Here is a 20,569-nt window from a genome sequence, read left to right as displayed (position 1 = left end):
ATGGACGACCAGACCCCCGATCTTTTCGCGGATCAACCGCAAGCCCCCGAAACCGCCGCCGCGCCCCCGGCCGCCCCGGACCTGCCCGCCGCCGCCCCGACAGCCCCTGAATCTCCGGCTGCAGCAGCCGCCCAGCCGCCCCGGGACGATGGCGGCGCCCCGCCCGAACCCCCGGGCCTGAGCGTGCACATCCAGGACGAGGACGACGGGGAAAGCATCCTGCTGCATGAATCCGCCTCCCGGGACTACCTGGAATACGCGGTGGCCGTGGTCAAGGGCCGCGCCCTGCCGGACGTGAAGGACGGCATGAAGCCGGTGCAGCGCCGGGTCCTGTTCGCCATGCGCGAGCTGGGCCTCAACGCCACCGCCAAGCCGGTGAAATCCGCCCGGGTGGTGGGCGACGTGATCGGTAAATACCACCCCCACGGGGACTCCTCCGCCTACGACGCCATGGTGCGCGTCGCCCAGCCCTTCTCCCTGCGCTATCCCCTGGTGGATGGTCAGGGCAATTTCGGCTCCCGGGACGGGGACGGGGCCGCCGCCATGCGCTACACGGAAGCCCGGCTCACCCCCATCTCCGAACTGCTGCTGGCCGAACTGGGCGAAGGCACCGTGGATTTCCAGCCCAACTACGACGGCTCCTTCGACGAACCCGCCTTCCTCCCGGCCCGGCTGCCCTTCTCGCTCCTGAACGGCGCCTCCGGCATCGCCGTGGGCATGGCCACGGAAATTCCCTCCCACAACCTGAAGGAAGTGGCCAGCGCCGCCGTGCATCTGCTGCAGCACCCGGAAGCCGGGGTCGATGAACTGATGACCCTGCTGCCCGGCCCCGACTACCCGGGCGGCGGCCAGATCATCTCCAGTAGCGCCGACATCGCCAGCGCCTACAAGACCGGCCGGGGCAGCCTGCGGGTGCGGGCCCGCTACGAAATCGAGGAAATGGCCCGGGGCGCCTGGCAGGTGGTGTTCAAGGAACTGCCGCCCGGCGTCTCCAGCGCCAAAGTGCTCTCGGAAATCGGCAACCTGCTCAACCCCCAGCCCAAGGCCGGCAAGAAGGCCATCGAGCAATCCGCCGCCCAATTGAAAGCCCTGTTTGCCTCCCAGCTGGACAAGGCCCGGGACGAATCCGGCAAGGACGACGACGTGCGCCTGGTGTTCGAGCCCGCCAGCTCCCGCCAGGACCGGGACGAATTCGTGGCCCTGCTGCTGGCCCACACCAGCCTGGAAACCACCGCCCCCATCAACCTGGTGGCCGTGGGCCTGGACGGCCGCCCCTGCCAGAAATCCCTCACCGACCTGATCGGCGAATGGTGCCGCTTCCGGGTCCAGACCGTGGAACGCCGCACCCGCTACCGGCTGGAAAAGACCGATGACCGCATCCACATCCTGGAAGGCCGGCACATCGTCTTTTTGAACATCGACGAGGTGATCCGCATCATCCGCGAATCCGACGAGCCCAAGCCCGCCCTGATCGAACGCTTCAAGCTCTCCGACCGGCAGGCCGAGGACATCCTGGAAATCCGCCTCAGGCAGCTGGCCCGCCTGGAAGGCATCAAGATCGAACAGGAACTGGCCAAGCTGCGCGAAGAAAAGGCCGGCCTGGAACGGCTGCTCGGCAGCGACACCCTGCTCAGAAAGCAGGTGATCAAGGAAATCCAGGCCGACGCGGAAAAATACGGGGATGCCCGCCGCACGGTGATCCAGCCCGCCGCCATGGCCTCCCGTTCCGAAGTGGCCGCCGTGGCCGACGAACCCGTCACCGTCATCGTCTCCGAAAAAGGCTGGGCCCGGGTGCGCCAGGGCCACGGCCTGGACCTCTCCGGCGTCGCCTTCAAGGACGGGGACCGGCTCGGCTCCGCCCACGAATGCCGCAGCGTCGATTCGCTGGCCATTCTCGCCAGCGACGGCCGGGCCTACACGGTGGCCGTGGCGGCCCTCCCCGACGGCCGGGGCATGGGCGCCCCCCTCTCCTCCTTCGTGGAACTGGGCGCCAGCCGCATCGCCCACGTCATCGCCGGCAAACCCGAAGAAGAACTGCTGGTGGCCAAGACCTCCGGCTACGGCTTCCTCTGCACCCTGGCCGACCTGTTCTCACGCCAGAAAGCGGGCAAATCCTTCCTTACCCTGGAAGACGGAGCCGCCATCCTCAGCCCGGTGAAGGTCCCCGCCCAACCGCCCCAGACCCACCTGGCCGCCCTCTCCAGCGACGGCCGCCTGCTGGTCCTCGAGCGGGAACAGATGAAGCGCCTCTCCGGCGGCAAGGGGGTGCAGATCATCAACCTGAAGGACAAGGAAACCCTAACCCAGGTCATCACCAGCCCCGGCCCGGTGGTAAAGATCGTCGGCGTCTTCCGGGGCAAGGAAAAGGAACTGCTCTCGGAAATCCAGCACCTGGGCCAACGCGCCCGCAGAGGCGCCGGCGTCGGGCTGATCAAGGACCCGGTACTGGCCAAGTTGGAAGAGGAATAGCACCGACAAACACACCAAGAGCCGCTGATGCGGCTCTTGGTTTATGGGGCGGGACTGGACACGTAAGGAATTGCTTGGCCTACCTTTTAGCCTATCTTGTCCGACTGATTGGTTACGCGTTTCGCACTATTCTCTGCGTCCTGCTCAACCTTCGCTTTCTCCGCAGCTCGTTGCTTTGCGAACTGACGTACACCTTCTGCAATGTCCTTAGGGATATACACATATTTGATCACCTCATCGATGATCTCTGGGTATATGAAGAAAGGCGAATTGCCTGCTTCCCAATCTGCTCGCATCTTCACGCCCTTGCGTCGTGATGGGCCAAAGAACAAGTTTTTCCAGATCAGAGGTTCACGCGCTGGGTGGTTCTTGTTGCTGATGATTTTCTCTAGGATGCCGCCACGGATGCACGTCCCCTTTTCGTGCTTAGCTTTCGCCTGGTGGATACGATCAAGCTCGTTAGTCAGCAAGTTCACCGTCTTGCCATTCACGTCCACGATGTCATAGTCCAACGGCTGACAATACCTTCTAATCTCCCAAACAGCACGATCGAATCGGATGATCTCGAATGGCTGGATATCGTATGAAACCTCGTAGTACCGATACTCTGCCCCATAGTCTTCAAGGTTCTTGATGAACTCCACAGTACCGGCGCTGAGGTCGAGTTCAAACTTGCCATGCAGCTTCATTCCCTCTATGCCAGGAAGCACACTGTGGCCCTTATGGGCCTTCACTCGATTAAGTACGAGAATACCTTTGACGTACTTCTCCAAGCAGTGCAGGGCAGACCACAGGAACGGCTGGATAAGTTGTGCCCGGTAAGCCATCCTTGCAGCAATGTAGTCCTTGTCTGCGGTCTCACGAAAGCTTCTGATTGCGAAATCGTTAACCAGGATATGCATTGGGTAAGACATGTTTGTCCTCAGAAGCAATCGACAGCTGGTAGTGCTGCACGCAGGTGGGCTGCGGACGATTGTATGGGGTGCGCGCCCGAAGTCAATCGAATGGCATGGGGCGGGCCGGCCTCCCTGGCTGGCAGACAGTTGCAGGTGGGCGGCCCCCTCCCGCATGCAAGCACAGCCACGGGAAAGCTGCCGGCTGCCCGGGCAGCCCCGGATGCGGCCCCCTTTTCAGCACTTCGTCAGGCGTTCAGCAGCTACCTGGATGATTACTGCCGTATCTTCAACCAGCATGCGGAAGCGAACGGTTTCGAGTACCCCAGCACCTACCACGTGGAGGACAGCTGGAAGAACTATGAACGGGTCAGGCCGGTGCTGGAGCAACGCTTTGCCGAATGGCAGGAGTGGCGACAGCTGGAGGCCAATCGACGCCTGGAACCGTAGCAAAAAGGGACGGTTACGGACGCCCAAACGGATAGATGGCCAAGGAGTTCACCGTCAGGAACTCATACTCGGGAACATACAGATTCTCTTGGAGCGGATGGCCTGATGAAAACACCCGTCCGGCCTTATCAAACATGGCGCCGTCGTAGGGGTCATAGAATCCTCCAGACCACCCCTCAGGGCCAGGAAACGGCAGCAACTCATAACGCACAGGAAGCCCCCTTAGGTTCCCCCCGTTGGCAACAAACCATTCAGGTTTGATGGAGCGGTGGATATTTCTAGCATATGGGGGCTGGTGACTCGCCCGGGACAAGGGATCGCGTACTTGGCTGGATAACCGTTCCAACTCCAGCAAATCTGCTGGCGCCCGATGAACGATGAAAACAGGTCCTTTGGCACTATCCACCCTTTTTGCCGTTCCCACTGGTATCTGGTCCAGATCAACCAGCAGGACATGCCTCCTGATGTTTACATCCGTGGGTTCCATAGACCTGAAAAGCACCAGAAAAGTCCCCAGGAACAACAGCATCAGCATTGCCAAAACACCAGCTTTCAGCAGATTACGTAGCGACATGTTGCCTCAGGATGAAATAGCGAACGGATAAGGCAGCATGCCATATGAGAGCACAGAATGTCTGCTGCCAGCTCCCATCAAAACGCACAGGCTCAGGTATCAAAAATCCCGCTGGCCACAACCCGCCCCTGTTCATCCACCAGCACGAACAGCACCGTGTCGATGCCAAGCTGCCAGATATGGACGCGCCGCCCTTCCCGGGGCGGGCAGGCTTCCGGAAGCGGGTATGCAGAATAGCGGGAGCAGAAGGCTTCGGCCCCATGACTTGCGCTCGGCGCCTTCCCCACGATCTGGATGACCTGCTCCATGTCCATGGCGGGCTGTATCCTTGCGGCAACCCAGGCGGGCCGCAGGGCCAGGAACAGGAGACGGCCAACAGGGCCAGCAGCACCAGCCCCCCCAGATGATCCAGCCCCCACGCCAGATGCCGTGCCCCCTTCATGGCTCCGAACCTGCAAGCCCATGGGCCGTCGGCAGCCGACCCTCCAAGGGAGCGGAGGTTTCTCCGAGGGATAGGGGGAGCTGGCCGGATCGGTGCTGCGGTTTCCACATGGCGGCGGGCGTTTGTCCTGGGTAGGGCCCATTGTAGCGGCTCGATTCACCCCGCCAAGCCCGATATACTGTACGAATGAACAGTAATCGCCGCATCGCCCACCTGGACATGGACGCCTTCTTCGCTTCGGTGGAGCTGCGTTTCTACCCCGAGCTGCAGGGTCAGGCGGTGGTGGTGGGCGGGGCCCGGGTGCATGCGCCGGAGACCCTGGCCGACGGCAGCCGGCGTTTTGCCCGCCTCAGGGATTACGCCGGGCGGGGGGTGGTGACCACGTCCACCTACGAGGCCCGGGCCCTGGGGGTGTTTTCCGGCATGGGGCTGATGAAGTCGGCCCAGCTGGCCCCGGAGGCCATCCTGCTGCCGGCCCAGTTCGAGGCCTATCGGGATTATTCGCGCCGCTTCAAGGCGGCTGTGGCAGCCATTGCCCCCACCATCGAGGACCGGGGCATAGATGAAATCTACCTGGACCTCACGGATCACCCGGAACCCACCCTGCCCCTGGTGCAACGCCTCAAGGGCGCGGTGCTGGAAGCCACGGGGCTCAGCTGTTCCGTGGGGGTGGCGCCCAACAAGCTGCTGGCCAAGATATGTTCCGACCTGGACAAGCCGGACGGCATCACCCTGCTGGAGGCGGCGGATATTCCCACCCGCATCTGGCCCCTGGCGCCCCGGAAGATCAACGGCATCGGCCCCAAGGCAGCGGCCAGGCTGGAGCGGCTGGGCATAGACAGCATCGGTGCCCTGGCGGCCACGCCGGAGGATTTCCTGGTGCGCCACTTCGGCGCTGGCACCGGGGCCTGGCTGCATCGGGCGGCCCACGGGGTGGATCACAGCCCGGTGGTGACCAGCCGGGAGCCCAAGTCCATCAGCCGGGAAACCACCTTCGAGCGGGACCTGCATGTGCGCCAGGACCGGCCCGAGCTGTCGCGCCAGTTCACCGCCCTGTGCGAGCGGGTGGCGGCGGATCTGGCCAGAAAGGGTTACCTGAGCCGCACCATAGGAATCAAGCTGCGTTACGAGGATTTCCAGGCGGTGACCCGGGATGTGACCCTGCCGGTGGCGGTGGGGGACGCGGCGGCCATACGGCGGGCGGCAGGGGAGTGTCTGAAGCGGGTGCCCCTGGAAAGGAAGATCCGCCTGCTGGGGGTGCGCTGCGGCGCCCTGGTGCCCCAGGGGCAGGAGTCTGAGGAAACGGAGGAAAGGCAGGGAAAGCTGCCTTTTTAAGAGGCTCCGGCAAGTAAAAACCCGGTCCAGAGACCGGGTTTTCACAGGGACCACTGAGGTCGCAGGCCGGCCCCTGGGGGCCGGTCGGCCGATTACTTGCCGTTGACGGCAGCCTTCAGCTTGGCACCGGCGGAGAACTTGGCTGCCTTGGAGGCGGCGATCTTCAGTTCGGCACCGGTCTGGGGATTGCGGCCGGTACGGGCAGCACGCTCACCCACGGAGAAGGTACCAAAACCGATCAGGCTGACGCTGTCACCCTTGGCCAGGGCTTCGGTGATGATGTCCACCAGGCCGTCGATGGCGTTGCCGGCAGAGGCCTTGGACAGGTTGCACTTGGAGGCCAGAGCTTCGATCAGTTCGGTTTTGTTCATGGTGTGTAGTTCCTGTGTAAAAGAATTCGGAGACGCGATTATCCACCTATGGAGGAAATTGCCTAGTCACTGTGATTTTATACAGCTATATATTTTGGCCTTGTGCAGGTAGCCTTGGGGCTCCCGAATTGCGTGTATCCCGCTTCCCATGTCCCGTTCCCGCACTCCCTGGTTCCCCGACGCCGGTACCCTGGTGGCATTTTCAGGCCGTTCCCAGAAGGGCCAGGTGCGCAATGTCCGCGTCATTGCCGAGGCTTCTGCCGGACGCATGGTGGTGGAAGCCATAGGCCGCAAGGGGGTGCCCGTACGCCTGACGGTGAAACGGGAAAACCTGGCCCCCATGCAACCTTCCCTGTTTTAGCCCATGCGGCGCCGCGCCTGCCTGTTCGGCCTTGCCGCCCTGCCCTTGCTGGCGGCCTGCTCCCCCAAGCCCGGGGGCAAGGCCATGCCGCCGGGGAGCAAGGTGCTGGCTCTGGGGGACAGCATCACCCACGGCACCGGCGCCAGCCCCGGAGAGGACTGGCCCAGCCTGCTGGCCGCCCGGACGGGCTGGCAGATCGAGAACGCCGGCGTTCCCGGCGACACGACGGCCGGGGCCCTGCAGCGCTTGCCGGACCTGCTGGAACAGCACCGGCCGGCCCTGGTGATCGTGGAGCTGGGGGGCAACGATTTCCTGCGCCGCCGTCCCCAGGCCCAGGTGAAGGAAGACCTGCGCCGCATTCTGCAGCTGATCCGGGCCCAGGGCGCCCAGGCGGTGCTGGTGGCCGTCCCCGAGCTTTCCCTGATGGCCCTGGTGGCGAGCCGCCCCGGGGATGCCCCCATTTATGCCGAGCTGGCCGGCGAGGAACAGGTGCCCCTGGTGGCGGAGGTGCTTTCCGAAGTCCTGGGCCGGCCCGAGTGGCGTGCCGACCAGATCCACCCCAATGCCGCCGGTTACGCGGCCCTGGCCGACGGCCTGGCCCAGGGTCTTCAAAGCCTGGGGCTGCTGGCCGCCCCCTGAACGAGGAAGATGCCCATGAACACGCCCCTGCCCCGACTCGCCGCCGCCCTCCTGGGCCTGCTGCTCCTGCCCCCGGCCCAGGCCGATGAGGTGGGCTGCGTCACCACCGCCTGGAAGCTGGTGGGGGCCAATCACAAGGTGTGCGTGGAAGCGTTCAAGGACCCCCAGGTGCCGGGCGTCACCTGCCATGTGAGCCAGGCCCGCACCGGCGGCGTGGCCGGTTCCCTGGGGCTGGCCCAGGACCCTTCCCAGTTTTCCCTGGCCTGCCGCCAGACCGGCCCCATCACCCTGCCCCCCAAGCTGGCCCGGCAGGAGACGGTGTTCTCCGAGGACACCTCCATTCTGTTCAAGGAGACCCGGGTGGTGCGCCTCTGGGATGCCCCGAACCAGACCCTGGTGTATCTGGCCATCAGCCGCAAGCTGATCGAGGGAGCCCCGGCCAACAGCATCTCCACGGTGCCGGTGATGCCCTGGGGCAGCCGCTGAGCGCCCCGCCTCAAGCCACGGCGGGCAGCACCACTTCCCTGAGGGCCAGGGCCTCACGATTGTTCTTCAGGTAGGCCAGCAGATCCCGGGCCGCAAGCCCCGGCGGCACCTGCCCGGCTTCCAGGGGCAGGGAAAACAGCACGATGTCCCGCTCGATGATCTGCAAGCCTCCTTGGGAGGCCGCCTCCACGATGTAGGCAATCTTGTCTGCCAGGGATTCGTCAGCCGGGGTATAGGGCACCAGAATCCAGACATCGCTACCGTCCCTGGCCACCAGGTCGCTCTTGCGGAACAGGCGGCGCAGGGAATGGGAGACCTCATCCAGCTTCATGGCCGCCCGCCGGGCCCCGAAGGCCTCCCCCAGCACCCGGGGACTCTCATAATCCACATAGGCCAGCCCGAACTGCAGATGCCCCGGGTAACGGGACTCCACGGCCAGCAGCCAGTCCAGCAGGAACAGGAAATTGTCCCAGGCCTCGATATTCGTTTCCGACATGCTCTCTCTCCAGATGGGCAGCCTGCACCAGGCAACGGGCCGCCGATAGCTGCACGATAGCATAGGCCCGCGTCATTTTCCCCTGTCGAAACAGGCAGGAGAACCGCCAGAACCACTGGAACGGAAAGCACCCGGCTCAGGCGAACTGCCTCCAGATCAAAGCCGAGCCACTCACCACCAGCAAGCCGTGCAGCAGGCGGAACAACTGCTCCCGCCCCAGGCGCAGATCCACCTGGTGCCCCAGGAACACCCCCAGGGCCATGGCCGGCAGGCACAGTAGGGCAGTCTGCAGCAAAGCCAGGTCCAGGAGCCCCCAGACCAGGCAGAGCAGCAGGCGCCAGGCGGTGGATAAGCCGATCAGCACGGCCTGGGTGGCCCGGAAGGCCTCCCGGGATTCCAGGTGACGCTGCAAATAGGCCGCATAGACGAACCCGCCGCTGCCGAACAAGCCCCCCAGCACGCCCCCCAGCAGCCCATGCCAGAAGGCCGGACGGCCGCTCCAGGGGCTGGCGGCGGCCCGGCGCAGTCCCTGGATGCCCTGCCAGATCACGAAGCCCCCCAGGGCCAGCGCCATCAGCCGGCCCGGCAGACGGGAGAGCAGCAGTACCCCCAGGAGCTGGCCCAGCAACATGCCCGGGAACAAGCGGGCGAAAGGCCCCCAGGCCACCGCCCGACGGGCCCGGAAGCCCCGCAGGGCAGAGCCGGAAAAATCCAGCAAGGCCAGCAAGGGAATCACCCGGGCCACCGGCATCACCTGGGCCAGGGGGCCGCTGGCCACCAGGGCAGAACCGAAACCCACCAGGGTGAAAACCCCGTAGGCCAGCACCAGGGCCAGCCAGGTGGGCAACCAGTCGAGAAAGACGAGGGGAGGAAAGGAGGAAAACATGGCAGACCGCTCCGGCAGAAAGAGCTGGGATTCTCCGAAGGGCCAAGGTATAAAACAAATATCGAATTAGTCAGGCATCCATACCTTTTCAGCATGCCAACCCTGAAACAGATCCGTTACTTCCTCAGCGTCGCCGAGCTGGGAGGCTTCACCCAGGCTGCGGCGGCCCTGTTCATCGCCCAGCCGGCCCTGAGCCGGCAGATCGCCCTGATGGAAACGGAACTGGGCTTCCCCCTGTTCCAGCGCGAAGCCCGGGGCGTCAGCCTGACTGCCGCCGGCCAGCTCTACCGGGAGCGGGTCGGCCAGATCCAGGAACAGCTGATGGCCGCCGCCGAAGCCGGGGCCCAGCTGGCCCAGGGCAAGGCCGGGGTGCTGCGCCTGCTGCATTCCAGCTCCACCCCGGTGGGCAGCCTGATGCCGGCGATCCAGGCGTTTCTCGAACAGAGCCCCGGCGCCCGCATCCACCTGGACCGGGTTGCCTCGGAACTGCAATTGCAGGAAGTGGCGGAAGGCCGGGCTGACCTGGGCGTGATCCGCCTGCCGGTGCTGGGCCGGGAACCCCGGGTGCAACTTCGGGAACTGGAAGCAGAGCGGCTGTGGGTCCTGCTCCCGGACGGACACCCCCTGGCCGGACGCTCCCAGCTCGGCATCGCCGAACTACGGGAACAGGCCTTCGTGGCCGCCGTGCACCGGGAGCGGGGCGGCCTGGCCCGGCGGGTCACCGACCTCTGCCTGCAACGGGGCTTCGTCCCGGCCACAGCCCGGGTCATCAGCCGCAAGACCTCCATGCTCGACCTGGTGGCCGCCGGTTTCGGCATCGCCGTGGTCCCAGCCTCCATGCTCAACCTGCGCCAGACCGGCATTACCCCGATCCCCCTGGCAGACCCGGACGCCCTGGCTCAACGCGCCCTGGTGCTCCCCCAACAAGCCCATCCCCTGGCCCAGGCCTTTGCGGAACTGCTGATGGAACATGGCCGCCATGGGCAAAACAGGGAAACCCAGGGGAAAGACCTAGCAACTGCCGAGGATTTGCGGGCCGGAGGCTGAAAACCTAGCGACAGAAAGCCCGAGCACCTTCCGGCCATGCCCAAACAGGTGGAAAACCGGGCCATATCGCGCCGTTGGACCCCGGCGACTTGCCGGAAACGGAAATGAAAAAAGGGCACATCCCGTAAAAGGAGTGCCCTTCTTCATGTTTTGATGGCGCGCCCGGAGCGATTCGAACGCCCGACCCCTTGGTTCGTAGCCAAGTACTCTATCCAACTGAGCTACGGGCGCGCTGCAAAACTTGGTGAAACACCGGAAAAAACCAGTTTTCCCGATTATTGCCAGATTTCTCAACCTGGACTTTCTCTTTCAAATGGCGCGCCCGGAGCGATTCGAACGCCCGACCCCTTGGTTCGTAGCCAAGTACTCTATCCAACTGAGCTACGGGCGCGCTGCAAAAGAGCGCGTATTCTATTGAAAAAGGCCTGGATTGCCAAGCCTTTTCTGGATGTTTTTTTACTTTCCCGAAACCCGGGTCAGCCGTTGCTGCCCACGCTCGGTCCACCCAGCAGGGCCAGGATGGACTGCAGCTCGGCACGGATCTGGCCCATGCTCAGGGCCCGGCTTTCCGCCGGCTCGGCCGCCGCCATGGCGCCCTCATCCAGGCGGTTGCGGGCCCCGCTGATGGTGAAGCCCTGGCTGTAAAGGAGTTCCCGGATGCGCCGCACCAGCAGCACTTCGTGATGCTGGTAGTAGCGCCGGTTGCCGCGCCGCTTGACCGGCTTCAGCTGGGTGAACTCCTGCTCCCAGTAACGCAGCACGTGGGGCTTGACGCCGCACAGCTCGCTGACTTCACCGATGGTGAAATAGCGCTTGGCCGGGATGGGAGGCAGTTCCTCCCCACCCGGGTTTTTAGGCTTGGCTTCCATCGAAGGATTGCTCCACCTCGGCCTTCAACTTCTGGCTGGCATGAAAGGTGACGACACGACGGGCGGTGATGGGAATTTCCTCGCCCGTCTTGGGATTGCGCCCGGGGCGCTGGGGCTTGTCGCGCAACTGGAAGTTGCCGAAGCCGGAAAGCTTGACGCCTTCGCCCCGTTCCAGGGCATTACGGATTTCTTCGAAGAACGCTTCCACCATGTCCTTGGCTTCGCGTTTGTTCAGGCCGACCTGTTCAAACAGAAGATCGGCCAGTTCGGCTTTGGTGAGGGTCATCATGGTCGGACTGGGGATCATGCCCGCAACTGGGCCGCAAAGTTTTGTTCTAGATAAGCGGTGATCTGGGCCAGTGCGGCGTCGATCTCCGCATCTAGCAAAGTCCGTTGAGTATCTTGCATAACTATACGAAAAGCAAGACTTTTTTTCCCTTCGGGGACTCCCTTGCCCTGGTAAACATCGAACAACTGGATGTCCTGGACCAGGGATTGGGCGCCCTTTTTCATGCCCGCCAACAGGTCCTGCAGAGGCAGTTGCTGATCCACCACAATGGCCAGGTCGCGGATGACGGGCTGGAACTTGGAGACCTCCACATAGGCTGGCAGACGGGCCCGGCTTGCTGCTTCCAGTTCGATCTCGAAGAGCACCGGGGCGCTGGGCAGATCGTATTTCTGCACCCACTCCGGATGCAGTTCGCCGATATAGCCGATCACCTGGCCGTCCAGGCTGACACTGGCGGACCGGCCCGGATGCAGGGCGGGATGGTGGAGGCGGGCGAAGCTGAGCTGAGCCGGAGCCAGCAGGGCTTCCAGGTCGCCCTTCAGGTCGAAGTAATCCACCTTGCGGCCATCAGTGCCCCAGCCCTCGGGCTGGGCAGTGCCGTAGGCCAGGGCGGCCAGGCGCCAGGGCTGGTAGTAGCCGGGCACGGGGGCGGCGCCGGCATCGCGCAGGAAGCAGCGGCCCTGCTCGAACAGGCGTACCCGGGACTGCTTGCGCTTCAGGTTAGTGGCCAGGTTTTCCACCAGGCCACCGATCAGGCTGGAGCGCATCACCGCCAGTTGGCTGGCAATGGGGTTGGCGAGCCGGATCGGGTTGGTATTGGCGGCGAAATCCTGTTCCCAGGCTTCCTGGACGAAGGCGAAATTGACCACCTCCTGGAAACCCCGGTCGGCCATCTGCTGGCGCACCCGGAACAGGGGACGCTGGTCCTCGCCCTGGGGCAGCATGGCCAGCTTGCCCACGGGGGCCGGGGCGGGAATGTTGTCGTAGCCGTGCAGGCGGGCCACTTCCTCGATCAGGTCCTCTTCGATCTCGATGTCGAAGCGATAGCTGGGCGGGGTGATGATGAAGTCCTCCCCTTCCCGGCTGAACGGCAGGGCCAGGCGGTCCAGCAGGGCGGCGATCTCATCGGCGCTGAAAGCCACACCCAGCACCTTCTTCACCCGGGCGGTACGCAGGCGCACGGGCTGGTGTTCGGGCAGCTGAGCCAGGGCTTCGGTGACTGGGCCGGCCTGGCCGCCGCAGATTTCCAGGACCAGGGCGGTGGCCCGCTCCAGGGCGTTCAGGGTGTTACCGAAGTCCACGCCCCGCTCGAAGCGGTGGGAGGAATCGCTGGAGAAGTTGTAGCGACGGGCCCGGCCGGCGATGGCCTTGGGCGCGAAGAAGGCGGATTCCAGGAAGATTTCCGTGGTCTCCAGGGTGACGCTGCTGGCTTCGCCGCCCATGATCCCGGCCATGGCCAGGGCCTGGCTGTCATCGGCGATCACCAGCACGTCTTCGGCCAGGATGACGCTCTGTTCGTTGAGGAGCTTCAACTGCTCACCAGCCCCGGCCATGCGGGCCCGCACGGTGCCGTTCAGCTTGGCGTTGTCGAAGGCATGCAGGGGCTGCCCCAGTTCCAGGAGCACGTAGTTGGTCACGTCCACCAGGGCGGAGATGCTGCGCAGGCCGCTGCGCTCCAGGCGGCGGCGCATCCAATCGGGCGTGGCGGCCTTGGCATTCACGCCGCTGATCACCCGGCCGCAATAGCGGGGGCAGGCCAGGCTGGCTTCCAGGAGCACCGCACGGCTGGCGCCGGCGCTCACGGGAGCGCTCTGGATAGCCGGATAGGTGGCAGGGGTGCCGGTCAGGGCGGCCACTTCCCGGGCGATGCCGGTAAGGGAGAGACAGTCGGCCCGGTTGGGGGTGAGCTTCAGGGTGTAGAGCTGGTCGTCCAGGTCCAGATAGCTGCGGATGCTGTTGCCCACGGGGGCGTCGGCGGGCAGCACCAGGAGACCGGAGGCGTCCTCGGCAATGCCCAGCTCCTTGGCCGAGCAGAGCATGCCGCTCGATTCGATGCCGCGCACCTTGGCTACCTTGATCTTGAAATCCCCGGGCAGCTTCGCCCCGGGCAGGGCGCAGGGCACCTTGAGGCCGGGGGCCACGTTGGGGGCGCCGCAGACGATCTGCTGGGGGGTGCCGCTACCAATGTCTACCTGGCAGACATTGAGGCGGTCCGCATCCGGGTGCTTGACCACTTCCAGCACCTGGGCCACCACCACCTGGTCAAAGGCGGGGGCCACCGGGTCCAGCTCTTCCACTTCCAGACCGGCCATGGTCAGGAGATGGGAAAGCTCGGCGCTGGACAGGGCGGGATTGACGAAGGTTCTCAGCCAGGATTCGGAGAATTTCATGGGACGCTCGTGGTATTGGGTCTAAGGTTGCGCAGCAGAACTCGGGGGCAGATCAGACGAACTGGCGCAGGAAGCGCAGGTCGCCTTCGAAGAACAGACGCAGGTCGTTCACGCCGTAGCGCAGCATGGTCAGGCGGTCGGGACCGAAGCCGAAGGCGAAGCCGGTGTAGCGCTCCGCGTCGATGCCCGCATGGGCCAGCACGTTGGGATGCACCATGCCGCAGCCGGCGATTTCCAGCCAGCGGCCCTTCAGGGCGCCGCTCATGAAGGCCACGTCGATCTCGGCGGAGGGCTCGGTGAACGGGAAGAAGGAGGGGCGGAAACGCACCTGCAGATCGTCCGTCTCGAAGAAACTCTTGAGGAAATCGGCAATCACCCCCTTCAGGTCGGCAAACGACACGTCCTCACCCACCCAGAGGCCTTCCACCTGGTGGAACATGGGCGAGTGGGTGGCGTCGGAATCAACCCGGTACACGCGCCCCGGGGCGATGATGCGGATTTCCGGCATGCTCGCCTGGCCGGCGTATTTGGCCACATGGGCCTGCATGTAGCGGGCCTGGATGGGGCTGGTGTGGGTGCGCAGCAGCACGTTCTCGGCCACCTTGCCCTGCTCGTCGAGCAGATAGAAGGTGTCGTGCATGGAGCGGGCCGGATGCTCCTCGGGGGTGTTGAGGGCGGTGAAATTGAAGAAGTCTTCCTCGATCTCCGGGCCGTCGGCCACGGAAAAACCGATGGAGCGGAACAGGGTCTCGATGCGTTCCAGGGTGCGGGTGACCGGATGCAGGCCTCCCCTGCCCTCGCCGCGCCCGGGCAGGGTCACGTCCAGGGCCTCTTCGGCCAGACGGGCTTCCAGGGCAGCGCGCCGGATGTCTTCCCGGCGAGTGTTCAGGGCAGCCTCGACGGCGACCTTGGCCTGGTTGATGGCGGCGCCGGCAGTCTTCTTTTCTTCCGGCGGCAGCTTGCCCAGGCCCTTGAGCAATTCGGTAATCTGACCGCTCTTGCCCAGGTAGCGGGCTTTCACCTGCTCCAGGGCATCCGGGTCATTGATAGCGGCGAAGGCAGCTTCTGCTTCGCGGACGATGAGATCGAGATCTTGCATGGGTCACACCCTGAAATGAAAAAAGGAGGCTTGCGCCTCCTTCCTTTAAGCAGCTTTCGCTCAGGCGCTGAGCTGGGCCTTGGCCTGGGCGGCCAGGGCAGCAAAGGCGGCCTTGTCGAACACGGCCAGATCGGCCAGAACCTTGCGGTCCACTTCGATGTTGGCCTTCTTCAGACCATTCATGAAGGTGCTGTACTTCATGCCCAGTTCCCGGGAAGCCGCGTTGATACGGGCGATCCACAGGGCGCGGAACTGGCGCTTCCTTTGACGGCGGTCACGGTAGGCATATTGACCGGCCTTCATCACCGCCTGCTTGGCGATGCGGTATACGTTCTTGCGACGACCGCGGTAACCCTTGGCCTGGTCCAGAACCTTCTTGTGACGCGCGCGCGCCGTTACACCACGTTTGACTCTCGGCATGTTCTATCTCCTTACGCGTAGGGCATCATGGCGCGGACAGAAGCCACGTCACGCTCGTGAATACCGGTAACACCGCGCAGTTGACGCTTGCACTTGGTGGTCTTCTTGGTGAGGATGTGGCGCTTGAACGCCTGACCGCGCTTGATGGTACCGCCAGCACGGACCGTGAAGCGCTTTTTGGCGCTGCTCTTGGTCTTCATTTTGGGCATGGTTAGCTCCTAATGTCGTGGCGCCAGGTGGCCTCCTGCGGAGACGCTTGCACTACCCGACGTCACTTTTTATGGAGGACCGCCGAAGCGGTCCATCCGAATTTCTTACTCGGCCTGCTCGGCAGGCTTGCCTGCCGGCTTTTCAGCCTTTTCCAGCTTCTTCTTGGCCGGCGCGATGATCATGATCATCTGCCGCCCTTCCATCTTGGGCATCTGCTCCACCTGGCCATAGGGCTCCAGGTCGGCCTTGATCCGCTCCAGCTGGCGCATGCCGAACTCCTGGTGGGCCATTTCACGGCCCCGGAAGCGCAGGGTCACCTTGACCTTGTCCTCCTCGTCCAGGAAACGGATCATGTTCCTGAGTTTGATCTGGTAGTCGTTTTCATCAGTCCCGGGGCGGAGCTTGATCTCCTTCACCTGGACCTGCTTCTGCTTGAGCTTCGCCTCGTGGGCCTTCTTGGCCTCCTGGTACTTGAACTTGCCGTAATCCATGATCCGGCAGACCGGCGGCTGAGCCAGCGGTGCAATTTCCACTAGGTCCAGACCGGCTTCTTCAGCCAGATGCATGGCCTGCCTGGAACTCACGACCCCCAATTGTTCGCCTTCTTCTCCAATCAGCCGGACTTCCGGCACATTGATTTCTTCGTTGAGGCGATGCGACTTGTTCAGAGCGATGGTTAGACTCCTGAAAACAGACAAAAACTATGCCGTGCTCCCCCGCACTGCAGCTTCTTTCTGAAGCTGTGCAATCAGGTCATCCAGGCTGATCTGCCCCAGGTCCTGACCACTGCGAGTACGCACGGCAACCAGATTTCCTGCCTTTTCCTTGTCACCCACGATGAGCAGATAGGGCAGTCGGTTCATACTATGTTCGCGGATTTTATAGGTAATTTTCTCGTTACGCAAATCCGCCTCGGCCCTGAGACCCGCCTGGCGCAGCTTTTTCACCACATCGGCGGCGTATTCGGCCTGGTGTTCGGAAATACTCATGACGACAGCCTGGACCGGTGCCAGCCACAGGGGGAAGGCACCCACGTAGTGCTCGATGAGGATGCCGACAAAACGCTCCAGGGAACCGAACAGGGCCCGGTGCAGCATGACCGGCCGCTTGTGGGTGTTGTCGGAAGCCACGTAATTGATGTCGAAACGCTCGGGCAGATTCATGTCCACCTGCAGGGTGCCGCACTGCCAGTCCCGGCCGATGGCGTCGCGCAGCACGAACTCCAGCTTGGGCCCGTAGAAAGCCCCTTCACCCGGGAACAGGGTGTACTCCACCCCCATGTGCTCCAGGGCCTGGGCCAGGGCGCCTTCGAGCTTGTCCCAGGTCTCGTCGGAACCGATGCGGTTCTCGGGCCGGGTGGAGAGCTTGACCCGCACGTTCTCGAAACCGAAATCCTTGTAGATTTCGAAGATCAGCTTCACCACATCCCGGCACTCGGCTTCCATCTGCTCTTCGGTACAGAAGATATGGGCGTCGTCCTGGGTGAAGTGGCGCACCCGCAGCAGGCCGTGCAGGGCCCCCGAGGGTTCGTAGCGGTGCACCTTGCCGAATTCAGCCATGCGCAGGGGCAGGTCCCGGTAGCTCTTGATGCCCTGGGCGTACATGGAGACGGCACCAGGGCAGTTCATGGGCTTCAGGGCAAACACCCGCTCATCTTCGGTCTGGGTGGTGAACATGTTTTCCCGGTAATTGAACCAGTGCCCGGAAATTTCCCAGAGGCTGCGGTCCATCACGTCGGGGGTATTCACTTCCACGTAGCCGGCCTTCTCCTGACAGTCGCGCATGTAGGCGATCAGCTTCTGGAACAGGAACCAGCCCTTGGGGTGCCAGAACACGGAACCCGGGGCCTCTTCCTGGAAGTGGAACAGGTCCAGGCGCTGCCCCAGCTTGCGGTGGTCGCGCTTTTCCGCCTCTTCGAGCATGTGCAGGTAGGCTTCCAGCTCGTCCTTCTTGGCCCAGGCGGTACCGTAAATGCGCTGCAGCATCTCGTTCCTGGAGTCGCCGCGCCAGTAGGCGCCGGCCACCTTCATCAGCTTGAAGACCTTGAGCTTGCCCGTGGAAGGCACGTGGGGGCCGCGGCAAAGGTCGATGAAATTGCCCTCCCGGTACAGGGAGACCTCCTGGTCGGCGGGAATGGCCTCGATCAGCTCGGCCTTGTACTTTTCCCCCTGCTCCAGGAAGAACTTGACGGCCTCATCCCGGGACCAGACTTCACGACTCACGGGAATGTCTTGCTTGACCAGCTCGGCCATCTTCTTTTCGATGGCGGCCAGGTCCTCCGGGGTGAAGGGGCGCTTGTAGGCAAAGTCGTAGTAGAAGCCGTTTTCGATGACGGGCCCGATGGTCACCTGGGCGTCGGGGAACAGCTCCTTGACCGCATAGGCCAGCAGGTGGGCCGTGGAGTGGCGAATGACCTCCAGCCCCTCCACATCCTTGTCGGTGATGATGGCCAGGGCGGCGTCCTGGGCGATGGAGAAGGAGGTATCGACCAGTTTGCCATCCACCCGGCCGGCCAGGGCGGCCTTGGCCAGACCTGTGCCGATGCTGGCCGCCACTTCGGCCACGGTCACGGGGCCGGGAAAGGATCGAATGGAACCATCGGGCAACTTGATATCAGGCATGATCTGGCGCTCCAGGAATTGTCGGGGCTAATTTGTCGGGCAAAAAAAAAGTGCGGCTGAGCCGCACTTTTTTTGGGTACTACCAGGACGAATGCGAACTCGCTTAGCGTTTCTGAACTGTGGTAGTGGTAGTTCGGAAAAACATCACAAGCTGCTCCGTCTTTAAATTGGTAGGCGCGATTGGACTCGAACCAACGACCCCCACCATGTCAAGGTGGTGCTCTAACCAGCTGAGCTACGCGCCTAAAGCGAAGGCCGCATTATACGGAGCAAAAAACCGAAGTCAACACCTGATCGCCATTCTCTGCCGCAACGGCCTTCCACCCTCCCGGAAAGGCCGCCTCACCTTTAGAATTCCGGCATTGCCCCCCCAACACCGGCAGCGCCGGACAACAACAGGAACAAGAACATGTGCGGCATTTGTGGAGAACTGCGCTTCGACGGCCAGACGGCGGACCTGCCGGCCCTGGGGCGGATGATGGATGCCATGCAGCGGCGCGGCCCCGACCATGGCGGCAGCTTCTCCGACGGCCCCCTGGCCCTGGGACACCGGCGCCTGGCCATCATCGATCTTTCGGAAAACTCCGACCAGCCCATGCACGACGCGGAGCTGGGACTAGCCCTGGTCTTCAACGGCACCATCTACAACTACAGGGAATTGCGCCGGGAACTGCTGGGACTCGGCTACCACTTCTTCTCCGACGGCGACACCGAGGTGATCCTCAAGGCCTACCATGCCTGGGGCGAGGCCTGCCTGGAACGGCTGGACGGCATGTTCGCCTTCGCCCTCTGGGATCTGCACCAACACACCCTGTTCCTGGCCCGGGACCGGTTCGGCATCAAACCCCTGTACCTGAGCCGCAACGGCCGCCGCCTGCGTTTTGCCTCCAGTCTGCCGGCCCTGCTGGCCGGTGGTGACATCTCCCGGGAGCTGGACCCCGCTGGCCTGCAGCTGCAATTCACCCTGCACGGCTCGGTGCCCGCCCCCCACACCGTGCTGCGTGACGTGAGGAAGCTCCCCCCCGCCACCCGCCTGAGCATCGATGTCCGGAACCAGTCCCGGGAACAGGCCTACTGGCACCTGGAAGCCCGGCGCCCGGACCCAGAACCTGATACCGCCTCCTACCTGCTTCAGGTTCGGGAGCGGCTGAAGGCGGCCGTGGCACGCCAGCACCTGGCCGCCGACGTCCCCGTGGGGGTGCTGCTATCCGGCGGCGTGGATTCCAGCCTGCTGGTGGGGCTGCTGGCCGAACTGGGCCAGCAGGACATCTTCACCTTCTCCATCGGCTTTCACGACCAGCCGGAAGAAAAGGGGGACGAGTTCCACTACTCCGACCTGGTGGCCCGGCATTTCGGCACCCGCCACCAGCGCTACCTGATGCCTGACCGGGAAGTGCTGGAGAAGCTGCCGGAAGCCATTGCCGCCATGGCCGAACCCATGTTCAGCCAGGACAACGTGGCCTTCTACCTGCTCGCCCGGGAGGTGAAGAAGGAAGTGAAGGCCGTGCTCTCCGGCCAGGGAGCCGACGAGGTGTTCGGCGGCTATTACTGGTATCCGGTGATGGACGCGGAATCTCCGCAACTTTCCCCGCTGGAGCGCTTCTCCCGCCATTACTTCGACCGCAGCCAGGCGGAATACCAGTCCATGATGGCGCCCGCCTGGGCCACCGCCGATCATGCCTCGGCCCTGGTGGCCGCCCGCCTCGGGGAACCCGGCGCCGACACTTTCCTGGACCAGGTTCTGCGCCTGGACGCCACCACCTTGATCGTGGACGACCCGGTGAAGCGGGTGGACAACATGACCATGGCCTGGGGCCTGGAAGCCCGGGTCCCCTTCCTGGACCGGGAGCTGGTGGAAACCGCCATGAGCCTGCCCCCTGCCCTGCGCCTCCGGGAAGGCGGCAAGTACCCCCTCAAGCACCTGGCCCGGGGCCTGCTGCCGGACGAAGTGATCGACCGGCCCAAGGGCTATTTCCCCACCCCGGCCCTCAAATACCTGCGCGGGGGATTCTTCGAGTTCATCCGGGAGGTGCTGGAATCCCCCAGCTGCCGCCAGCGGGGCCTGTACGACCGGAGTTACGTGGATCGCCTGCTGGCCGACCCCATGGGCCACTTCACCCCCCTGCAGGGCAACAAGCTGTGGCACCTGGCCGCCCTGGAATACTGGCTCCAGGCCGTGGTAGACCCAGCCGGAAATTCCTGAAACCACTCTTCTCAAGACA

At 63.8% G+C, this 20,569-nt stretch carries 22 protein-coding genes and 3 tRNA genes; 8 read left to right on the top strand and 17 right to left on the bottom strand.

Annotated elements, in window-relative coordinates; translation table 11 throughout:
* The gene (gene parC / locus G474_RS0105410; RefSeq protein WP_026686089.1) at positions 1 to 2,469 is read left to right on the top strand and encodes a DNA topoisomerase IV subunit A; all 2,469 of its coding nucleotides are present in this window, start codon (positions 1 to 3) and stop codon (positions 2,467 to 2,469) included.
* Between the two features lie 86 nt (positions 2,470 to 2,555).
* On the opposite strand, the gene G474_RS0105405 is transcribed toward parC, so the two are convergent.
* Positions 2,556 to 3,383 (bottom strand): HEPN domain-containing protein, encoded by an 828-nt coding sequence (locus G474_RS0105405; RefSeq protein ID WP_169729494.1) that lies wholly within the window; start codon positions 3,381 to 3,383, stop codon positions 2,556 to 2,558.
* Between the two features lie 90 nt (positions 3,384 to 3,473).
* Here G474_RS0105405 and G474_RS23145 point away from each other — a divergent pair, with 90 nt between their 5' ends.
* Complete coding sequence (locus tag G474_RS23145) at positions 3,474 to 3,812, top strand: hypothetical protein (RefSeq protein WP_026686087.1); 339 nt, start codon at positions 3,474 to 3,476, stop codon at positions 3,810 to 3,812.
* A gap of 13 nt (positions 3,813 to 3,825) precedes the next feature.
* Here G474_RS23145 and G474_RS19645 read toward each other — a convergent pair whose 3' ends face one another.
* Positions 3,826 to 4,386, bottom strand: coding sequence for a Rieske (2Fe-2S) protein (locus G474_RS19645; protein WP_156919153.1), 561 nt, complete (start codon positions 4,384 to 4,386; stop codon positions 3,826 to 3,828).
* Between the two features lie 92 nt (positions 4,387 to 4,478).
* Positions 4,479 to 4,700 (bottom strand): hypothetical protein, encoded by a 222-nt coding sequence (locus G474_RS0105390; RefSeq protein WP_026686086.1) that lies wholly within the window; start codon positions 4,698 to 4,700, stop codon positions 4,479 to 4,481.
* Positions 4,701 to 5,014: 314 nt separating this feature from the next.
* Here G474_RS0105390 and dinB point away from each other — a divergent pair, with 314 nt between their 5' ends.
* Positions 5,015 to 6,163 carry a DNA polymerase IV gene (gene dinB / locus G474_RS0105385; protein ID WP_026686085.1) on the top strand — a complete coding sequence of 383 codons (1,149 nt, stop codon included), beginning with the start codon at positions 5,015 to 5,017 and terminating at the stop codon, positions 6,161 to 6,163.
* A 92-nt stretch (positions 6,164 to 6,255) separates the two neighbouring features.
* On the opposite strand, the gene G474_RS0105380 is transcribed toward dinB, so the two are convergent.
* Positions 6,256 to 6,534, bottom strand: a complete 279-nt coding sequence (locus tag G474_RS0105380; RefSeq protein ID WP_026686084.1) for an HU family DNA-binding protein — start codon at positions 6,532 to 6,534, stop codon at positions 6,256 to 6,258.
* A gap of 148 nt (positions 6,535 to 6,682) precedes the next feature.
* Here G474_RS0105380 and G474_RS0105375 point away from each other — a divergent pair, with 148 nt between their 5' ends.
* The 3 genes from G474_RS0105375 to G474_RS0105365 are packed head-to-tail and all read left to right on the top strand — an operon-like array spanning position 6,683 to position 8,020.
* Entirely contained in the window at positions 6,683 to 6,895 is a 213-nt protein-coding gene (locus tag G474_RS0105375) for a hypothetical protein (protein ID WP_026686083.1), read from the top strand.
* 3 nt (positions 6,896 to 6,898) lie between these two features.
* Positions 6,899 to 7,534: an arylesterase gene (locus G474_RS0105370; protein ID WP_043463331.1), complete on the top strand. Its 636-nt coding sequence runs from the start codon at positions 6,899 to 6,901 to the stop codon at positions 7,532 to 7,534.
* A gap of 15 nt (positions 7,535 to 7,549) precedes the next feature.
* Positions 7,550 to 8,020 (top strand): CreA family protein, encoded by a 471-nt coding sequence (locus tag G474_RS0105365; protein ID WP_026686081.1) that lies wholly within the window; start codon positions 7,550 to 7,552, stop codon positions 8,018 to 8,020.
* A 10-nt stretch (positions 8,021 to 8,030) separates the two neighbouring features.
* Here the strand turns inward: G474_RS0105365 and G474_RS19640 are convergent, their stop codons facing one another.
* Entirely contained in the window at positions 8,031 to 8,516 is a 486-nt protein-coding gene (locus tag G474_RS19640; RefSeq protein ID WP_051281903.1) for a hypothetical protein, read from the bottom strand.
* A 136-nt stretch (positions 8,517 to 8,652) separates the two neighbouring features.
* Positions 8,653 to 9,402 (bottom strand): TSUP family transporter, encoded by a 750-nt coding sequence (locus G474_RS0105355; protein WP_026686080.1) that lies wholly within the window; start codon positions 9,400 to 9,402, stop codon positions 8,653 to 8,655.
* A gap of 93 nt (positions 9,403 to 9,495) precedes the next feature.
* Here G474_RS0105355 and G474_RS19635 point away from each other — a divergent pair, with 93 nt between their 5' ends.
* Positions 9,496 to 10,449, top strand: a complete 954-nt coding sequence (locus tag G474_RS19635) for a LysR family transcriptional regulator (protein ID WP_084513574.1) — start codon at positions 9,496 to 9,498, stop codon at positions 10,447 to 10,449.
* A gap of 154 nt (positions 10,450 to 10,603) precedes the next feature.
* On the opposite strand, the gene G474_RS0105345 is transcribed toward G474_RS19635, so the two are convergent.
* The 11 genes from G474_RS0105345 to G474_RS0105295 all read right to left on the bottom strand — a co-directional run bounded on the left by G474_RS0105345 (position 10,604) and on the right by G474_RS0105295 (position 18,592).
* Positions 10,604 to 10,680 (bottom strand) — tRNA-Arg (locus G474_RS0105345).
* 83 nt (positions 10,681 to 10,763) lie between these two features.
* Positions 10,764 to 10,840 (bottom strand) — tRNA-Arg (locus tag G474_RS0105340).
* 85 nt (positions 10,841 to 10,925) lie between these two features.
* Complete coding sequence (locus tag G474_RS0105335) at positions 10,926 to 11,318, bottom strand: MerR family transcriptional regulator (protein ID WP_026686079.1); 393 nt, start codon at positions 11,316 to 11,318, stop codon at positions 10,926 to 10,928.
* Positions 11,302 to 11,604 (bottom strand): integration host factor subunit alpha, encoded by a 303-nt coding sequence (locus G474_RS0105330; RefSeq protein WP_026686078.1) that lies wholly within the window; start codon positions 11,602 to 11,604, stop codon positions 11,302 to 11,304. Before G474_RS0105330 ends, G474_RS0105335 begins: the two co-directional genes overlap by 17 nt.
* 17 nt (positions 11,605 to 11,621) lie before the next feature.
* Complete coding sequence (gene pheT, locus G474_RS0105325) at positions 11,622 to 13,997, bottom strand: phenylalanine--tRNA ligase subunit beta (RefSeq protein ID WP_026686077.1); 2,376 nt, start codon at positions 13,995 to 13,997, stop codon at positions 11,622 to 11,624.
* 52 nt (positions 13,998 to 14,049) lie between these two features.
* Positions 14,050 to 15,096 (bottom strand): phenylalanine--tRNA ligase subunit alpha, encoded by a 1,047-nt coding sequence (gene pheS / locus G474_RS0105320; RefSeq protein WP_026686076.1) that lies wholly within the window; start codon positions 15,094 to 15,096, stop codon positions 14,050 to 14,052.
* A 60-nt stretch (positions 15,097 to 15,156) separates the two neighbouring features.
* On the bottom strand, positions 15,157 to 15,516 hold the full coding sequence (gene rplT, locus G474_RS0105315; protein WP_026686075.1) for a 50S ribosomal protein L20: 360 nt from the start codon (positions 15,514 to 15,516) through the stop codon (positions 15,157 to 15,159).
* 11 nt (positions 15,517 to 15,527) lie between these two features.
* Positions 15,528 to 15,725 carry a 50S ribosomal protein L35 gene (gene rpmI / locus G474_RS0105310; RefSeq protein ID WP_026686074.1) on the bottom strand — a complete coding sequence of 66 codons (198 nt, stop codon included), beginning with the start codon at positions 15,723 to 15,725 and terminating at the stop codon, positions 15,528 to 15,530.
* A 105-nt stretch (positions 15,726 to 15,830) separates the two neighbouring features.
* On the bottom strand, positions 15,831 to 16,424 hold the full coding sequence (gene infC, locus G474_RS19630; RefSeq protein WP_281171705.1) for a translation initiation factor IF-3: 594 nt from the start codon (positions 16,422 to 16,424) through the stop codon (positions 15,831 to 15,833).
* A gap of 3 nt (positions 16,425 to 16,427) precedes the next feature.
* The gene (thrS, locus tag G474_RS0105300; RefSeq protein ID WP_026686073.1) at positions 16,428 to 18,347 is read right to left on the bottom strand and encodes a threonine--tRNA ligase; all 1,920 of its coding nucleotides are present in this window, start codon (positions 18,345 to 18,347) and stop codon (positions 16,428 to 16,430) included.
* 168 nt (positions 18,348 to 18,515) lie between these two features.
* Positions 18,516 to 18,592 (bottom strand) — tRNA-Val (locus G474_RS0105295).
* A 164-nt stretch (positions 18,593 to 18,756) separates the two neighbouring features.
* On the opposite strand from G474_RS0105295, the gene G474_RS0105290 reads away from it, so the two are divergent.
* A complete protein-coding gene (locus tag G474_RS0105290) occupies positions 18,757 to 20,550 on the top strand; it encodes an N-acetylglutaminylglutamine amidotransferase (protein ID WP_026686072.1) in 1,794 nt (597 codons plus the stop codon).
* Positions 20,551 to 20,569 lie beyond the last annotated feature (19 nt).

Origin of the sequence: Azovibrio restrictus DSM 23866 (assembly GCF_000429665.1) — a bacterium.
Classification (GTDB): domain Bacteria; phylum Pseudomonadota; class Gammaproteobacteria; order Burkholderiales; family Rhodocyclaceae; genus Azovibrio; species Azovibrio restrictus.
The sequence above is the reverse complement of the archived record's forward strand: the minus strand, read 5'-3'. Positions and strand labels throughout refer to the sequence as shown.

Bases quoted from the DNA above. Each gene is read 5' to 3' on its own strand.
- G474_RS0105405 (WP_169729494.1), bottom strand. From the start codon at position 3,383: ATGTCTTACCCAATGCATATCCTGGTTAACGATTTCGCAATCAGAAGC.
- G474_RS0105330 (WP_026686078.1), bottom strand. From the start codon at position 11,604: ATGACCCTCACCAAAGCCGAACTGGCCGATCTTCTGTTTGAACAGGTC.
- G474_RS0105375 (WP_026686083.1), top strand. From the start codon at position 6,683: ATGTCCCGTTCCCGCACTCCCTGGTTCCCCGACGCCGGTACCCTGGTG.
- G474_RS0105390 (WP_026686086.1), bottom strand. From the start codon at position 4,700: ATGGACATGGAGCAGGTCATCCAGATCGTGGGGAAGGCGCCGAGCGCA.
- G474_RS19645 (WP_156919153.1), bottom strand. From the start codon at position 4,386: ATGTCGCTACGTAATCTGCTGAAAGCTGGTGTTTTGGCAATGCTGATG.
- rplT (WP_026686075.1), bottom strand. From the start codon at position 15,516: ATGCCGAGAGTCAAACGTGGTGTAACGGCGCGCGCGCGTCACAAGAAG.
- G474_RS19635 (WP_084513574.1), top strand. From the start codon at position 9,496: ATGCCAACCCTGAAACAGATCCGTTACTTCCTCAGCGTCGCCGAGCTG.
- G474_RS0105355 (WP_026686080.1), bottom strand. From the start codon at position 9,402: ATGTTTTCCTCCTTTCCTCCCCTCGTCTTTCTCGACTGGTTGCCCACC.
- G474_RS0105370 (WP_043463331.1), top strand. From the start codon at position 6,899: ATGCGGCGCCGCGCCTGCCTGTTCGGCCTTGCCGCCCTGCCCTTGCTG.
- rpmI (WP_026686074.1), bottom strand. From the start codon at position 15,725: ATGCCCAAAATGAAGACCAAGAGCAGCGCCAAAAAGCGCTTCACGGTC.
- G474_RS0105290 (WP_026686072.1), top strand. From the start codon at position 18,757: ATGTGCGGCATTTGTGGAGAACTGCGCTTCGACGGCCAGACGGCGGAC.
- pheS (WP_026686076.1), bottom strand. From the start codon at position 15,096: ATGCAAGATCTCGATCTCATCGTCCGCGAAGCAGAAGCTGCCTTCGCC.
- G474_RS0105380 (WP_026686084.1), bottom strand. From the start codon at position 6,534: ATGAACAAAACCGAACTGATCGAAGCTCTGGCCTCCAAGTGCAACCTG.
- dinB (WP_026686085.1), top strand. From the start codon at position 5,015: ATGAACAGTAATCGCCGCATCGCCCACCTGGACATGGACGCCTTCTTC.
- parC (WP_026686089.1), top strand. From the start codon at position 1: ATGGACGACCAGACCCCCGATCTTTTCGCGGATCAACCGCAAGCCCCC.
- thrS (WP_026686073.1), bottom strand. From the start codon at position 18,347: ATGCCTGATATCAAGTTGCCCGATGGTTCCATTCGATCCTTTCCCGGC.
- G474_RS23145 (WP_026686087.1), top strand. From the start codon at position 3,474: ATGGCATGGGGCGGGCCGGCCTCCCTGGCTGGCAGACAGTTGCAGGTG.
- G474_RS19640 (WP_051281903.1), bottom strand. From the start codon at position 8,516: ATGTCGGAAACGAATATCGAGGCCTGGGACAATTTCCTGTTCCTGCTG.
- G474_RS0105335 (WP_026686079.1), bottom strand. From the start codon at position 11,318: ATGGAAGCCAAGCCTAAAAACCCGGGTGGGGAGGAACTGCCTCCCATC.
- pheT (WP_026686077.1), bottom strand. From the start codon at position 13,997: ATGAAATTCTCCGAATCCTGGCTGAGAACCTTCGTCAATCCCGCCCTG.
- G474_RS0105365 (WP_026686081.1), top strand. From the start codon at position 7,550: ATGAACACGCCCCTGCCCCGACTCGCCGCCGCCCTCCTGGGCCTGCTG.